The following is a 14,976-nucleotide window of genomic DNA, read 5'->3' on the forward strand; positions in this document are numbered from 1 at the left end:
TAAAAAAGCCGAAAAACATATCAAAGAGAAGGAAACTGGCAGAAAGGAGACCAGCCTATGACGTCAAATAAATATGAAGTGTTGACGCCAGCACTATGCACGCTCATATGGCGGTCTCTTGCCTTCCTTTTCCTCGGTTTTTATTGGGTGATGAATAATGCAGAAGAAGCAGGAATTCTCTTTTTGCTTTTTCTGATTATTATGGCTTTGGCAAGATGGAGGATAGAGATGCCTGCCTGGACAACATTGTTCGATCAGGCTGTTTGTATTATTACGGTTACACTCTGGCCCGGCGCCTGGTTTGCCTTAGCTATTCCTGTCTTTGAAGTCATGCTGAAAGGGAAGCCATGGTTTATGATCCCTTCTCTTATTTTTTTAATCGTCGAAGCACAATCGTCGCTTATGTTGCTATTGATTCTATTTTCGGCAGCATTTACAGGAGTGGCTCTATATAGCTGGTCGAAGAGTGTAGATTTATATAAAAAAGAATCAGACCGGGAGCGTCGACACCGTTATGAATTAGAAAGCTTTAAGCGTGAGCTGCTGTCGGCGAGTGCACAGACAGCAAAAATGGCTAAATTGGAAGAACGAAATCGTATTTCTAAATCACTGCACGATCACGTTGGCCATGAATTGACAGGAGCTATTTTAGCACTGAGAGCTTTTGAACAGCTATGGAAAGAAGGCGACCCGCAGGCAGAGAGGCTGTTTTTTCAGGCAAAAGAGAGATTTTCTGAAAGCTCCCGTCATTTGCGGGAAACAGTGCGTAATATGAAACCGATAAGTACGCTGGGAATGGAAAGCTTTAAAGAAATCACGGAGCAATTCAACATGTGTCCCGTTCAATTGAACATTTATGGAGATACTTCAAAGATTCCTTCTTATCTATGGGGAATATTAGAGCCGGCTTTGAAGGAATCACTGACCAATGTTTTTCGTCATTCAGAAGCAACGCATGTAAAGGTGTCTTTGGATGTCAGTGAGAGTATTGTCCGGCTGTTTATTTTCAATGATGGTGTTTTGAAGGGATCCAGCGGATATGGTATCGGACTCCGAAATCTTCGCCAGCGGGCACAATCCGTCGGGGGGAGCTTATCAGCCTCATCTGTAAAAGAAGGATTTCAACTGGTCTGTGTATTGCCGCTTGAAAAAGACGAACAGGAATAAAAATAAAAGAAAGAGGTCTTTAAAGTGAAGATAATCATTGTAGATGATGATTCGATGGTGTATGAAAGTCTTCAATTGCTGTTTTCCCGCGAAGAGGATATTCAAGTTGTGGGAACGGCTAATAACGGCGCAGAAGCGGTTAAAGCTTGTGAAGACGCGATGCCGGATGCTGTTCTTATGGATATACAAATGCCGGAAATGGATGGTATTCAAGCAACACGTGAAATTAAAAAGCGCTGGCCTGAGGTACGAGTAATGATGCTGACAACCTTTGAGGATGAACAAAATATCAGGCTGGCACTTTTAGCCGGAGCTGAAGGGTATTTGCTTAAATCTGCCCCAGTTGAAGACATGGCGCAGCAATTACGGGCACTGATTTCTGGAAGCTCTGTACTGACGGCAGATGTATTATTGCGGCTGACACAGCCGGAAAAAGAGGGACTTGACAGCTTAACAGCACGTGAACAGGATATTTTAAAGCTTGTCGCACAAGGCTGCTCCAATAAAGAAATTGCCAGCCAGCTGTTCGTCAGTGAAGGAACGGTGCGTAATGTGATTTCCATTATTTTGGATAAGCTGGAGGTTCGTGATAGGACGCAGCTGGCGTTATATTATTGGCGGAGGACGTAGAAAGACTTGCTGCTGTATTCCTGTTTTTTCTCTATTAAGAGAAAATGGAAACTTAACCATCTTTTTTTTAAAATGCTGAACCAGTGGTTTTGACAGGGTGAGTAAATGCAGTCCCGACCTCAATGGAAAAGCACATTAACTAAAGCGTTCCCCATTTATCATTTGAATACTTTTTAAACATCCTCTTAAAGAAAATTCATATTCCAACATAGTATAAAATGATTAATAATTAAATTTGAAGGCTATTAAAACAGAATTAAACTTTAATAAAGGTTTCACAAATCTACTATAAAAACGAAGGAGGAATTTGTTTTATGAGTGGAAAAGAAATTTATAAAATTTGGATGGATGCCTGGAATAGAGATATATTATTTCTTAATGACATTACAGATGAAAATTGTATCGTTCATCAAGCAAGAACAGATGGCAAAGATTCGAAAAGTATAAAAGGGATACAAGCGTTGAAAGATGTTGTTGAATCAGCTAAAGAATATTTTAATAATATAGAAATGTCACTTGTAGTAGAACCTATTGAAGATGGGAATTATGTCTCCGCACGCTGGAATTTTAAAGGTATTTATAATGGTGAAATGGAGGGAGCTAAGGCTGAAAAAGGAAAGCTGGTGTCCTTTGATGGTACCGATATCTTCTATATTGAAAGTGGCAAAATCAAGGATTATTGGGTTTCTTCTGATGTTATTGATTTTATGAATCAGTTAGAATTATTTTAGTCGTACACAATGAAAATGAATCATTGGATTAATTCATTTTTTATAGTTCAACACAGCGAATGAATATAATTATAATTCATTCGCTGTGTTGAAAGGTACAAAAAAGGAAGTCATACACGAATGAAGAATAATCTGGATGGAACAACAGAACTTGCTGTTGAGGCGAAAGATCTTGTAAAAACATTCGGGCGAAATTGTGTCGTGGACCTACTGATCTCTAATATCACTATACGAAATAGTTGCAGTTACCGGAATTATTTTTAAAATTGCCTTCAACAATACTGGAGGTATGTTGTCGGAAAATGAAAGAATTTATGCAACCCTAAATAAAGTTGTATAAAATGTTTAATGAGTCAGGGGCGAACAATGATGAAAATCATTAAATTGACATTGAAAAAGCTTGTCGTGACTATCCTTACTTCTTGGTAAACATGGAATGAAAAGGATAGATAAAAAGCTTTATTCAAACCATAGCTGAATCTATTTACGGACAAAATCGTATAATAAAGTACAGCAAATGAAGGCAGGTTTTAAATATGGAATATGAAACAATCGTGTATAAAGAGCTTTTGGATTGGCGTAATAAAGTTTTGAAAAAATCCAGTCTTTTTAATCAGTTATCAAAAAAAGCACAGAAGAAAATAAACAGCATGATTCCTGAGAAGGCGCATCAAATCATTACAGACAGCATTAAAAATATGGTGAAGGCTACGCTGGTCGGGTCCAATATGACAACAAAGAAACCAAAACCAACAGAACTTTCCTTGTATGAAAGGGATGAAATGGCTAAAGAAAAGCTCATTTCCTACCGTAAAACAGCAGTCATTGAAGGGGCTGGAACAGGTGCAGGAGGCATTTTCCTAGGACTTGCAGATTTTCCGCTATTATTGTCGATCAAGATGAAGTTTTTATTTGAATTGGCAGCAGTTTATGGCTATGATGCGAGTGAATATGAAGAACGGCTATTTATTCTCCATGTTTTCCAGCTTGCTTTTTCCAGCGATGAAAAACGGAAGGATACGTTTTATCTAATCGAAAATTGGGAGCGGGAGAAGGGGAAGCTGGTTGATATGGATTGGCGTGTTTTCCAGCAGGAGTATCGCGATTATATTGATTTGATTAAAATGCTGCAGCTTATTCCGGGATTCGGTGCAATCATAGGTGCATATGCCAATCATAATCTGATGGATACCCTTGGAGAAACGGCAATGAATGCGTATAGAATGCGTTATCTATAAATACAGGCTGACTGACGAGTGAATAATGCTAGCAGGAGTCCGTGTCAAATCGACTATCTTTCTATCTTGATTGTTCTTAGTTTACTAATTGTTTCTGAACCTCATATTATTTTGTTATTTCTATTGTTGCTCGGACAAACAATTTGCTTTCTGATATTTCATATTCGAGGGCAAAGGTAGTCCTATAAAAAATCCTATACATTTTACAAGGAGGCAGAAAATGAAGAAGAATCTATTGTTTCTTGTTATGATTTTTGTACTTGGTGCATGCAGTAATAGTAATGCAGTTGAAGCAGATTTTGAAAAACTGAACTATGACTTCACTGAACCAGGTGAATTGGATGAGAATGATATTATTCTACCAGGCTCGACTGTTATGCTTGAAGGAGAAATAAAAAGTAAAACGGAGGATGCCCCCGATATTTTAGCGAGCAGAATTTCTGAACAGGAAGATATAAAATTTGAGAATGTTGCTTTTGAAGATAGTAATTTATTTATGGTGGAAACAGAAGAAGCACCGGAGTATATTGTACTCGTTAATAATACGGATGATTTTAGTGAATGGAATGAGGGAGATTTTATTACTGTCACGGGAACATTTGAGGGGACCAATCATCAGACATTTGGACCTGTGATTAAAGCAGATGAGATTGATCGTATTGATGATGAGATTCCAGATAACTAATGCTCATAGCTTTGAAGTAAAAAGTGTAGTAAAAGTTGCTTGAGTCATGTAAATAAAGGGGTTTTAATTTGAAAAAAATCTTATTTTTATGGTTTGTTATGCTTTTATTTTTAGTTGGTTGCAGTTCTGGAGAAATAAAAAGCTTCGCCTCTGATTTTAATGAAGTTGTAAAAAACGAAGGTATTGATGTATTAAATCCTGACAACTTTGGAGAGATAGAGGGAGGAGACAGAAATAGATGGCAAACATTATATAAATCAGAAGGGTATACAATCGAGGCTAATTATGAAGATGGAAAAAAACTATCTGGATATACCGTAAGAATAGAATCATCAGAACCGTATGAACAGTTAGAAGGAGAGGGGTATAAAGCCAGTGTTGCAGCTGCCAGAGCATTTGGCTTAACCCCGGGAGACTTTGTTAATAATTTTGAAATAGAGTTGGAAAGAAAGCTTCTGGATGATATCCATTCCTATTCAGAAGGTAATTATGAAGTTGTTTTTGTTGCAGAACGGTTAAGTGAGCATGATCCAGAGACAGGATTATCGATTCTCTTTAAAAAAGTAAATCAATAGAGGGTTTATTAATTAAGAAAGAGAAGGCCATTATTTCAGCTATTGATCTGGATCGTATTTATCATGTGATAAATAATCATCCCGGCTTGGAGTGCCTGTTGAATGGAATGGTGCCGGGATGATTATTTCTTTTTTATTCTATATATCAAGCGTATTCTAACCATCAAAGACTTAATCAAACGTCTGAACAATGACTGTATCTTTAAATTAAACTGTGGTTTTCTTGTGTCTGACGCCATCAGAAGCTGCTTGTTCCTGATGAAGTTATTGCATTGATGCGACCTGTTTTTGGGCGGAGGACAATGGACCTGCCCAAAAATAGGGAAAATTCTATGTGCTGCTCATAGTGTTATTGATATCAACTTTCTATTTTATAACCAAGATTTTCCGCTAATGTAGCCAATCCTCCAAGAATTATTTTCTGGATGAACCTGGGTGGGCCATCCAGATAACCATCAATACATTTCCAAGCAATTCCGAGCCAGAGTGGATTTCTTGGTATTCCATTTTTCGTTAATTTACCTTCGCACTCTAATTTGTGCATCAGGACAAACATTTTCCAATGAAGTCCAGGTGGCCGGATCTCGTGGACAACCTCCAGGTTTCCTTGGCTAACATTCCAAAATTGATGAACTTGATTGGGGTGAATGGTTATTTCCTCTCCAGCCTCAAGCGTTATTTCCTCTCCATCCACTAAAAAGCGCATTTTTCCTTCTATCATTTTAAACGTTTCTTTCAGCAAAGGGTGATAATGCGCCCCATTAACTGCTCCTTGCTGTGTCATACGATGCCTCAATGTAATATATTCCCCGTCTTCATCCTGTCCTTCCTGCAGAAAAGTAACCGTTCTTCCATCAGGATGGACAAGTTCCTTGCCAAGTTCAACAGTTTCTCCAGCTTTAAGCTTTTCACGCATTTTTTTCCTCCTGTCTTTGGTCATCTGGATTTAAATATGAGAAAAATATGACAGACACATCCGACATTCGAATAAAAACTTAATATTAAAAATAGTTACTAGCACATATATCGTTGTTATGCATATTTACTAAAGCTTCCCATGTTAATGTAGTAAACTAGTTATCCTGTCCAAGCTGATAAATAATAGATATACCTCATCGTATGCCTATTAGAAAAGAAGCAGGTATCATATACATCTTGGAATGTTGTTGTCAATTTTTTGGACATGTCAGAAATGATCTCTTCCTCTGTAAATTTGTGTACACCCTGCGTATGCTTCCATTGTAAGCAGGAGACAATTACTCCGCTGGCATCAGCAAGGACGTCTGGTATAATCATTCTCCCTTGAGCTTCCGTTGAGATGAGGGGCATTAGCTCCTTCTGCTAAGATAGAAACTTTATGAGAACCCGGATATTCTAACAAAGTGATAAAAGTCCTGTAAATTTTTTATGAAGAAAATGACTATTATCACTAAAAAGTATTTGGATAATGATGTAACATGAGCACTGTATGGCATATATCAGCAATCAGCATAATTGTTGAGAACGATTTCAAACTGTTATCTCTATACTATCAGAAAAAAGAATATTTCACACATAATGAAATAAAGCTGTATCAAGTATTTAAACGAATGGAGTGAAACAATGATTAAACGGATACTAAGAAAGCTGGTCGAAGCTGTTTTATCTGCCTTTATGCTTGGTATTATGATGGCTGTAATTTATTACCAGCCGCCACAGGAAGGTTACCCAGAGGCTCCAGATTTTGAAGGTATTTTTCAACTTGTTTTTATGGTTTCTATCTTTATTTTTATAATTGGAGGAATTCCTGCCTCCATCTTAATTGAAAGCATAATGAGGAGTATAAATTTTCGGTACCGGGCATTTGCTTATCTTCTTCATCCAGCACTGTATATTTTTGCAGGTTTATTAGCAGGTGTACTATTTGCTCTGCTTATAGGAATTGACTTGGATGGGCGAATCATTATCGTGCCAAGCCTGATTGGAGGAGCGTGCTTTTATGCTGTTTCTTTAGGTATGGGTACAGTAATCAAAATTTTTAAGGAACAGGGGCATGAAGAATAAAGCTATTCAAATCAACAGGAGGCGAAGTCTATGAAATTATTCTATTCTTTTTTTCTTTTATTATTGCTTACAGTTATTGCTGCTTGTTCATCCGAGTCCGAGGAACAAGAGCCGGAACAGGATTCTGAGGCAACATACTTTGATGATGCGGAGGAAAAGGCGGATCTATTGAAGGAATTTCAAGCTGCTGAGGATGAAATTAACAGTGTGAGCGTAAGAGCAAGCGTATCGCAGATTATCACAGGAGAAGAGAAAGTCATTGAAGAAAGTGAGGTTTCTGCTACTTATGATTTAATACTTGAACCTCTTGCAGCCCGTATAGATAGTGAAGTGAACTCGTTTAACCAAAGCATGGAATTAAGAATGCATCTGAATGAGGATGCAACTTATTTATCAGCGAATCCAAATGATGAGGAGCCACACTGGCAGAAATTCACTGGAGAGGAGCATGAAGAAATCCTTGCAGGCATAGAAGAAGAGAATGAAGCATTTTTATTTGTAAATTATGATGCTTTATTGGAATACACAGATGAATTAGTCCTTGCTTTAGTAAGTGTCGATGAGTATGAAGAAGATGAACATAACATCGATTTTTATGAATTGTCCTTGAGAGGGGGCTCCAATATCTATCATGAACTAATGAATAATCGCAATATGGATGAATCCGATCAGCTTGCTGATGTCGATGAATTTTATTTTAATTTAACCATCGATAAAGATACGAACCATCCAATCGATATCTATACAACGATGAACGGCACGCTGGATGTTGAGGGAGAGGTTGTTCAGGTGGAGGAGACTATCTTTACGCATGTAGGAGCGAATATTTTTGAAGACGGAGATTTGAGGATTCCCTGGCGTGTTGAAATGTCAGTGGAAAATGGTGAAGGAGAGGAGGAATAAAGTTGGGCAAACGAATTCTTTTACTTTTAACTATGCTAATGATGGCAGGATGCGGCAGCTTATCGGAAGAGGAAGTCGTTGAAGAGACAATGGAAAATATAGGTGAAGTCCATAACTACGAATTAGAAATTGTATCGAGTGTCCAAGGAGATGAGATGGAAGACATATACTCAATGGAAATAGATATGGAAAATAATCAGGGCTCCATCGGTATTGATTTAGCGGAACGGTATGATGCAGACCCTGTAGAAATGTATTATGATCATGAAAATGTTTATGAAAAAACACAGGAAGGGGAGTGGAGAAACAGTGGAATCCCCGTTGAAGAAATGCATGCCATATTTTTTATAGACTACCCGACAATTGCCCAAACATTAGAATTTATTGCGCAAAAAGAAGAGACTGCATTTGAGGAGGCAAAGGATTTTTATACATTTTCCTACCAGGCTTCTGAAGGAGAAGCTGCCGCATTTTTAGATGAATGGGGCTTTGATTCGGAGGTTTATACGGATATAGATGATATTGCTGCCCAGTTTCAAATGAACGAAAGCACCTTATTGCTTGATCATGTTAATCTGGAATTAATGATGCGTTATGAGGATGGAGAACACGTTATCATTACGCATGAGCTTCAATATAACAATATAAATGGACTTTCTGAAATTGAAGTCCCTGATGGAATAGAAAAAGAGTGAAAGTATGATCGGAGAAAAGGAATGATGTGGGAGGAGCTGGAAGGTGTCATGTTGAAATCTGGATATGGTTTAGATTCTGACGGGTTTATCGTAAGTGATGTGAGCATGGATAAAGTGGATTCAAGATATTTGCCATGTATAGAGGAAACCGTTGATTGTCTTGGGGATTTGTTCCAAAAGCAATTGCATAGTGTCTATCTTTACGGCAGTGTGCCGAGAGGAGAAGCTGTTCTTGTGAAATCGGATTTAGATATTGTGGCTATGTTTCACAGTAAATTAAGTTCTGCTGAGTTGGCTAAATTAAAGAAACTTGCTGGTGAACTAACTCGAAAATATCAATCACTGGTTCGTGATGTCGGGATAGCTGTTGCAGATTATAATGATACCTTCAACCCCTCTAATTACTATGAAAATGCATTTTTAAAGGAAATCTGTGTTTGTGTATATGGAGAGGATGCAGGGGGAAAATTTGGTCCATACAAACTGACACCGGAGATACCGATTTCTTTTAATGGTGATATTTGTGAGGTCTGCAATAGGGCTTTACAAAGGATGAAAGCAGCTTCTGATAAAGATTTTAAAGCTCTTTCACAAGGGTTTGCCCGCAAGCTTATCCGGACATATTATTCGATGGTAATGGTGCGCTCACAGATTTGGACGACGCGCCTGCATGAGCAATCTGAAGTGTTTACGCGCTACTTTCCTGAAAAAAATACGGTTGTCGATACCTTGTTAAGCTGGATAGAAGAACATCCATTGGATCGCGATTCTGCATATACGCTGCTGCAAAAGGAAGGAGGCTGGGCTTGCAGGAATTTTGAGAAGGAAGCTGGCATGTTTCGTTGAATGGAAACGGAATATCCGGACTGCATAGATGAAGCCGCTGCTTTAATCCTATTTATAAACAATGCAGCAAATGAGAAGAAATATAGCCTGTTTGTACTTGATAAAATGACAGCCAAGGAGATTTTGAAATGAGTAAAGTGATTCTGAATATCTCGATGTCATTAGACGGATTTATAGCAGGCGAAGGAAGCAGCTGGTACGAAAGATGTAAGTGTTGGAACAGCCAGTGTTGCCCAGCAATGTCTGGAACGTGGTCTGCTGGATGGACTTAATTTGCATATTGCTCCTGTGCTATTAGGGAAAGGTGTACGCTTATTCGATCATATTGGAGAAGAAAGTATCCAATTGAAATCAACCAAGGTAATAGAAGGAACAGCTGTAGTTCATATTAAATATGATATTTTAAAATAATCATGGCATTTTATTTATTAGAAAAAGCTTCGTTCGTCATGAATGAAGCTTTTATTTCACGATAGGAAAGTATAAGAAAAACTGCCGATTCGCTAAAAAGACGAGCTTTGCTGAGTTTTTCTAATGGGTAAACGTTTATGACACTACATATCATGCGATGCATTATGCTTTTGTCTGGAATGGTTTTTATTCTTAACTTTATGAGATCCTGCCAAGGGCTCACCATAAGGCTGCTTCGGACTTTGAGGTAAATCAGGCTGTTCCTGTTGTTTTGGTCCTTTTCTGTTTTTAGTCATCTTCAATCCTCCGTTATAGTGTGGTTATTGTGCTTTCGTGTTTATAAACGTATTTTCATCCTCAATTAAACCGCATGCCCCGCACTGTATTCTCTTGTCAGGTCCATTATAGGCAATATGAAAGACTTCCAATGGTTCATGCGTATAATCATTTAACACTTCCCCGGTATGAGCATCCAATTTTACCGGCTTTGCAACTTGTTCAATGATATTAAAGCGGGAACGGTTTGTTTTGCATCTGGGACATTGGTAAGACTGATTCATAACAAAACTCCTCCGATTTATTTGATAATTGTTTTCCTGCGTATTGGTTTTATTTTCTCTGATTCCTGTTAAATTATACGGAGTTTTGAAGTATGCCCTGCATATGTGTTGCATCATTGATGACAGCATGGTGAGGTTAGAAGAAAATCAGGAAACGAAAGCATAGCAGATAAAATTATCTTTAATTAAAAATATTTTTTATAACCTGTTGACAAATGAAAATAGACATCATATAATTTATATTGAATTAAAAATAAATGAATTTGAGATAATTTAGAAAGAAGGATTTTTATGGGCAATCCGATGAACGACCATCAGGAAGAAGTGTTGTCTTTAAAACTGTTTATTGTTTTAACCCGGGCCTTGGAGTCTCTGAAAAAGCGAGCAGAAGAGGATATTAAATCAAAAGGGTTGAATCCGACTGAATTTGCCGTTCTCGAACTTGTCTACAATAAAGGAGAACAGCCAATTCAAAAAATTGGTGAAAAAGTCTTGATTGCCAGCAGCAGTATTACGTATGTGGTTGACAAACTGGAGAAGAAAAAATTATTAGAGAGAAAACCTTGCCCCAATGATCGGCGTGTTACTTTTGCAGCGATTACTGCTGAGGGAAGAGGTTTAATGGATAACATTTTTCCGAAGCACCGGACGGCGATTAATGAAATATGCGCCGGTTTAGATGGAGATGAAAAGCAGCAGTTGATTGAGCAGCTGAAAAAGCTGGGTTACTACGCACAAGGATTATAAATTTTTTTAAACAATTATCTCGAATTAGTAATATATGAATTTCAATTAAATGAAATTAGGCTGATTCATTTGAAGCTGGATAAACTAGAGATGTGTACTTAATCAAATGACAGAAGTTAACTGGGTGAGACAACAAGTGCTGTTAGCCTATTGAATCACATCCCTCATATTAAAGAAGTACAAGACCTAAAAAGGGGAGAACAGAACATGACAAAAAGAACAAGCGGCATTCATCATATCACTGCAATTGTTGGTCATCCGCAGGAAAATCTTGACTTTTATGCTGGTATTTTAGGATTACGTTTAGTGAAGCAAACAGTAAACTTCGATGACCCAGGGACATATCACCTCTATTTTGGTAATGAAGGTGGTAAACCAGGAACCATTATCACCTTCTTCCCATGGGCGAATGCATATTCAGGAAAAATCGGTGATGGTCAGGCAGGGGTAACTTCTTATGTTATTCCAGAAGGTGCACTTGGATTTTGGGAGCAGCGTTTAGAGAAATTTGAAATTCCTTTTGAGAAAACAGAGAGCTTTGGTGAATCGTACATCACATTTGATGATCCGCATGGACTACATTTAGAACTTGTTGAACGGAAAGAAGGAGACGACAATACCTGGACTTTTGGAGCTGTTACTTCAGAAGTGGCAATTAAAGGGTTTGGAGGAGCGACGTTATTTTCTGCACAGCCGGAAAAGACAGCTGACTTATTAGAACATGTGATGGGTCTTGAAAAAATAGGTCAAGAAGGGGATCTTATTCGTTTCCGTTCTACAGCTGACATTGGAAATGTGATTGATTTAAAAACAAAGCCAACTGGCAGGGGGCAAATGGGAGTCGGCACAGTCCATCATATTGCATGGAGAGCAGATGATGATAAAGACCAACTAGAATGGCAGCAGTATGTTGGCGAACATGGTTATAGCGTAACTCCGGTAAAGGATAGAAATTATTTTAATGCGATCTATTTTAAGGAGCATGGTGAAATTCTATTTGAAATCGCGACAGATCCACCAGGATTTGCACACGATGAGTCAGAAGAGACGATGGGAAGTGAATTGAAGTTGCCTGTCCAATATGAACAGCACAGAGAACAGCTGGAGCGTACGTTGATTCCGATTCAGGTAAGAGAGTTAGATTAACTTGTAACACGCATTAAAAGGGGGCTGACGGCGATGATATCTATTACTCCGGATTCGATGACAGAGAGAGAAAATTATAAATTCCTGACCGGGAGTATTATTCCAAGGCCGATTGCTTTTGTTACGACGCTATCTGAAGCGGGAACGTTAAACGGCGCTCCATTCAGCTACTTCAATATTGTATCATCCAATCCGCCGATGATTGTGCGCCACGAAAGTGTGCGTGAGTAGCGAGACTACTCAAAGCAGCTGTGCTGTGCAAATGATGACGGTAGGCCCGTCGAAATCGCCATACAGGTGGAGATTTCAAACTACCTTAAGGTGCTGTAGTCAAAAGCTATGGTATTGAGCGTTAAGGAAAAGGCAGTCAGGAACTGTCAAGTGTGTGTTATGGAGATGAACGAGCATGTAAACCACTTACGGAAATGTCGAAAGCGTAGAGACTCCATCAAAACCAGGGGGTAGTCGTTAATCTGGGATGAGCTTAGAGGAAACCTGTTTACTGTCTAAGTGGTGGGCGGCATAGAGGTGGCATGAACATAACACAGGCGTTTGTACGGAACGTGGGAACCTACGGGCTGATGTGAAGGGAGTATTTCAAGTGGAAGACCCACAAGAAAAGAGTACCGATGCAGTCATAGGGGCAGATTGGGTTGTAGTAGTGAAGAAGCTTCTGTAATGGAAGTGGAGCGAAGAACCCGAATTATTCTGTTTCAAGGATAAGTCAACTTTGAAAGGAGGAGGAACTTATGCAAGAAACAAAACCGTTTCGTATTTCAAAGAATGCAGTAATGATGGCGTTTGAGCGCGTAAAAGCGAATCGAGGAACATATGGAATAGATGAACAATCCATTGAAAGTTTTGAACGAGATTTGAAAGACAATCTGTACAAACTATGGAACCGTATGTCCTCCGGAAGTTATTTTCCAAAACCAGTAAAAGCAGTCGCTATTCCCAAGAAAAATGGGGGAACAAGAACACTCGGAATTCCCACAGTCGAAGATAGAGTGGCGCAGATGGTTGCGAAATTATACTTTGAACCAACTGTAGAAAAACTGTTCTATGAAGATTCCTATGGGTATCGACCAAATAAGTCGGCAATACAAGCCATAGAGGTCACAAGGAAAAGATGTTGGAGAAAAGATTGGGTATTAGAGTTCGACATTAAGGGGTTATTTGACCATATCCGGCATGACTACCTCATAGAAATGGTAAAACGACATACTAATCAAGACTGGGTTGTCTTATATATACAAAGGTGGCTAACAACACCTTTTCAAATGGAAGATGGCAAGCTAGTGGAACGAACCTCTGGTACTCCGCAAGGAGGAGTAATCAGCCCGGTTCTTGCGAATCTATTCCTTCATTATACGTTTGATGACTTTATGGCAAGGGAATTTCCGAATATTCCTTGGGCAAGATATGCAGATGATGGCATAGCCCACTGTGTATCACTGAAACAAGCCAAATATCTTCAGCGAAAACTGGAAGAGAGGTTTAAATTACTAGGGCTAGAACTGAACTTGGAGAAAACGAAAATTGTCTACTGTAAAGATGAAGACAGGCAGCTGGACTATCCCAACATTTCATTTGATTTCTTGGGGTATACTTTTCGACCAAGACATGCAAAGAACAGATATGGAAAATTCTTCACAAACTTCTTGCCAGCTATTTCGGATAAGGCGAAGAAAGCAATTCGGAAAGAGGTAAGGAGTTGGCGATTACAACTCAAAGTGGATAAAACACTGCAGGATATTTCGAACATGATTAATAGGAAAATCCAAGGATGGATTAATTATTATGGACATTTCTATAAATCAGAGATGTATAGTGTATTGCGATATATCAATGGATGCTTAGTAAAATGGGTTCGTAGAAAATACAAAAAGCGAGAACATCGAAGAAGAGCAGAACATTGGCTAGGAGCGATTGCACAGCGAGAAAGCAAGCTGTTTGTGCATTGGAAATATGGAATACGACCGGCGATGAATAATGGGAGCCGTATGAGCTGAGAGGTTCACGTACGGTTCTGAGAGGGACTAAGGGGGAGGTTCCCTTGGTCTACTTACTTCTTTATCATTACAGCGTTCTGGAGGAGAGCAAAAGGATACAGCAAGAAACATCCTGAAGAACGAGGACTTTGTCGTTCATATGGTTGATGAACAAAATGTAGATAAAATTAATCAAACAGCTGCAACACTTTCTCCAGATGAGAGTGAAGTGGAACTGGCAAAGCTGACACCGGCAAATAGTAAGAAGGTTTCTGTTCCGGGGATTTGTGAAGCAAAGGTACGATTAGAATGCACGCTGGAGCGGTCTCTCGAATTAGGGGGTACTGGTGACGTACCCGGCTGTGACTTGATTATTGGAAAAGTTGTTCAGTTTCATATCGATGATGCCATTTATGAAAGTGGCAGGGTGGATGCAAAGGGATTGGCTGCAGTAAGCCGGCTGGCTGGTGCTAATTATGCAAAGCGATGTGTATTTAAAAGGCGGTGAGCAGGTTGCTGAAAAGTGCAGGGACCCATCCTATTACCGCAATGGTTAATAATGCGCAGAAAACGATATACAAATCTTGCCGCCTGTATGTAGAGGTAAG

The 14,976-nt window shown here is 39.0% G+C and carries 17 protein-coding genes and 4 pseudogenes; 17 read left to right on the forward strand and 4 right to left on the reverse strand.

The features are described 5' to 3' along the window. Positions 1–57 precede the first annotated feature (57 nt). The 7 genes and pseudogenes from FLK20_RS05505 to FLK20_RS21845 all read left to right on the forward strand — a co-directional run. The gene (locus tag FLK20_RS05505) at positions 58–1,167 is read left to right on the forward strand and encodes a sensor histidine kinase (protein WP_152655554.1); all 1,110 of its coding nucleotides are present in this window, start codon (positions 58–60) and stop codon (positions 1,165–1,167) included. A gap of 24 nt (positions 1,168–1,191) precedes the next feature. Then, positions 1,192–1,797, forward strand: a complete 606-nt coding sequence (locus FLK20_RS05510; RefSeq protein ID WP_152655555.1) for a response regulator transcription factor — start codon at positions 1,192–1,194, stop codon at positions 1,795–1,797. A 314-nt stretch (positions 1,798–2,111) separates the two neighbouring features. Continuing rightward, a complete protein-coding gene (locus FLK20_RS05515; RefSeq protein ID WP_152655556.1) occupies positions 2,112–2,528 on the forward strand; it encodes an ester cyclase in 417 nt (138 codons plus the stop codon). Between the two features lie 536 nt (positions 2,529–3,064). Then, positions 3,065–3,766, forward strand: coding sequence for an EcsC family protein (locus FLK20_RS05520; RefSeq protein WP_152655557.1), 702 nt, complete (start codon positions 3,065–3,067; stop codon positions 3,764–3,766). A 220-nt stretch (positions 3,767–3,986) separates the two neighbouring features. Beyond that, positions 3,987–4,451 carry a hypothetical protein gene (locus FLK20_RS05525; RefSeq protein WP_152655558.1) on the forward strand — a complete coding sequence of 155 codons (465 nt, stop codon included), beginning with the start codon at positions 3,987–3,989 and terminating at the stop codon, positions 4,449–4,451. Between the two features lie 68 nt (positions 4,452–4,519). Beyond that, the gene (locus tag FLK20_RS05530) at positions 4,520–5,026 is read left to right on the forward strand and encodes a hypothetical protein (RefSeq protein ID WP_152655559.1); all 507 of its coding nucleotides are present in this window, start codon (positions 4,520–4,522) and stop codon (positions 5,024–5,026) included. A 26-nt stretch (positions 5,027–5,052) separates the two neighbouring features. After that, positions 5,053–5,272, forward strand: a pseudogene (locus FLK20_RS21845) (IS5/IS1182 family transposase); the annotation flags it as partial. A gap of 112 nt (positions 5,273–5,384) precedes the next feature. On the opposite strand, the gene FLK20_RS05535 reads toward FLK20_RS21845, so the two are convergent. Both FLK20_RS05535 and FLK20_RS05540 read right to left on the reverse strand, forming a co-directional pair. Then, positions 5,385–5,942: a cupin domain-containing protein gene (locus tag FLK20_RS05535; protein WP_152655560.1), complete on the reverse strand. Its 558-nt coding sequence runs from the start codon at positions 5,940–5,942 to the stop codon at positions 5,385–5,387. Between the two features lie 161 nt (positions 5,943–6,103). Next, on the reverse strand, positions 6,104–6,355 hold the full coding sequence (locus tag FLK20_RS05540; protein WP_152655561.1) for a Rossmann-fold NAD(P)-binding domain-containing protein: 252 nt from the start codon (positions 6,353–6,355) through the stop codon (positions 6,104–6,106). A 273-nt stretch (positions 6,356–6,628) separates the two neighbouring features. On the opposite strand from FLK20_RS05540, the gene FLK20_RS05545 reads away from it, so the two are divergent. The 5 genes and pseudogenes from FLK20_RS05545 to FLK20_RS05565 all read left to right on the forward strand — a co-directional run. Beyond that, the gene (locus FLK20_RS05545; protein ID WP_152655562.1) at positions 6,629–7,069 is read left to right on the forward strand and encodes a hypothetical protein; all 441 of its coding nucleotides are present in this window, start codon (positions 6,629–6,631) and stop codon (positions 7,067–7,069) included. Between the two features lie 30 nt (positions 7,070–7,099). After that, positions 7,100–7,972: a DUF6612 family protein gene (locus tag FLK20_RS05550; protein ID WP_152655563.1), complete on the forward strand. Its 873-nt coding sequence runs from the start codon at positions 7,100–7,102 to the stop codon at positions 7,970–7,972. Between the two features lie 2 nt (positions 7,973–7,974). Continuing rightward, positions 7,975–8,667, forward strand: coding sequence for a DUF6612 family protein (locus FLK20_RS05555; RefSeq protein WP_152655564.1), 693 nt, complete (start codon positions 7,975–7,977; stop codon positions 8,665–8,667). A gap of 21 nt (positions 8,668–8,688) precedes the next feature. Next, positions 8,689–9,513 (forward strand): nucleotidyltransferase domain-containing protein, encoded by an 825-nt coding sequence (locus FLK20_RS05560; RefSeq protein WP_227994859.1) that lies wholly within the window; start codon positions 8,689–8,691, stop codon positions 9,511–9,513. Positions 9,514–9,720: 207 nt separating this feature from the next. Continuing rightward, positions 9,721–9,924: pseudogene (locus FLK20_RS05565) on the forward strand (dihydrofolate reductase family protein); the annotation flags it as partial. Between the two features lie 143 nt (positions 9,925–10,067). Here FLK20_RS05565 and FLK20_RS05570 read toward each other — a convergent pair. Next, complete coding sequence (locus FLK20_RS05570; RefSeq protein ID WP_152655566.1) at positions 10,068–10,220, reverse strand: small acid-soluble spore protein P; 153 nt, start codon at positions 10,218–10,220, stop codon at positions 10,068–10,070. A gap of 24 nt (positions 10,221–10,244) precedes the next feature. Beyond that, entirely contained in the window at positions 10,245–10,484 is a 240-nt protein-coding gene (locus FLK20_RS05575) for a DNA alkylation repair protein (RefSeq protein WP_152655567.1), read from the reverse strand. A gap of 291 nt (positions 10,485–10,775) precedes the next feature. Here FLK20_RS05575 and FLK20_RS05580 point away from each other — a divergent pair, with 291 nt between their 5' ends. The 5 genes and pseudogenes from FLK20_RS05580 to FLK20_RS05600 form a co-directional block, all read left to right on the forward strand. Next, on the forward strand, positions 10,776–11,231 hold the full coding sequence (locus FLK20_RS05580; RefSeq protein WP_305080929.1) for a MarR family winged helix-turn-helix transcriptional regulator: 456 nt from the start codon (positions 10,776–10,778) through the stop codon (positions 11,229–11,231). A gap of 207 nt (positions 11,232–11,438) precedes the next feature. Continuing rightward, the gene (locus tag FLK20_RS05585) at positions 11,439–12,377 is read left to right on the forward strand and encodes a ring-cleaving dioxygenase (RefSeq protein WP_152655568.1); all 939 of its coding nucleotides are present in this window, start codon (positions 11,439–11,441) and stop codon (positions 12,375–12,377) included. A gap of 33 nt (positions 12,378–12,410) precedes the next feature. After that, a pseudogene (locus FLK20_RS05590) lies at positions 12,411–12,581 on the forward strand (flavin reductase family protein); the annotation flags it as partial. A 545-nt stretch (positions 12,582–13,126) separates the two neighbouring features. Further along, positions 13,127–14,389 (forward strand): group II intron reverse transcriptase/maturase, encoded by a 1,263-nt coding sequence (gene ltrA / locus FLK20_RS05595; RefSeq protein ID WP_152655569.1) that lies wholly within the window; start codon positions 13,127–13,129, stop codon positions 14,387–14,389. 52 nt (positions 14,390–14,441) lie between these two features. Then, a pseudogene (locus tag FLK20_RS05600) lies at positions 14,442–14,876 on the forward strand (flavin reductase family protein); the annotation flags it as partial. Between the last annotated feature and the right edge of the window lie 100 nt (positions 14,877–14,976).

It is taken from the genome of Oceanobacillus sp. CFH 90083, from assembly GCF_009389585.1.
Lineage (GTDB): Bacteria > Bacillota > Bacilli > Bacillales > Amphibacillaceae > Oceanobacillus.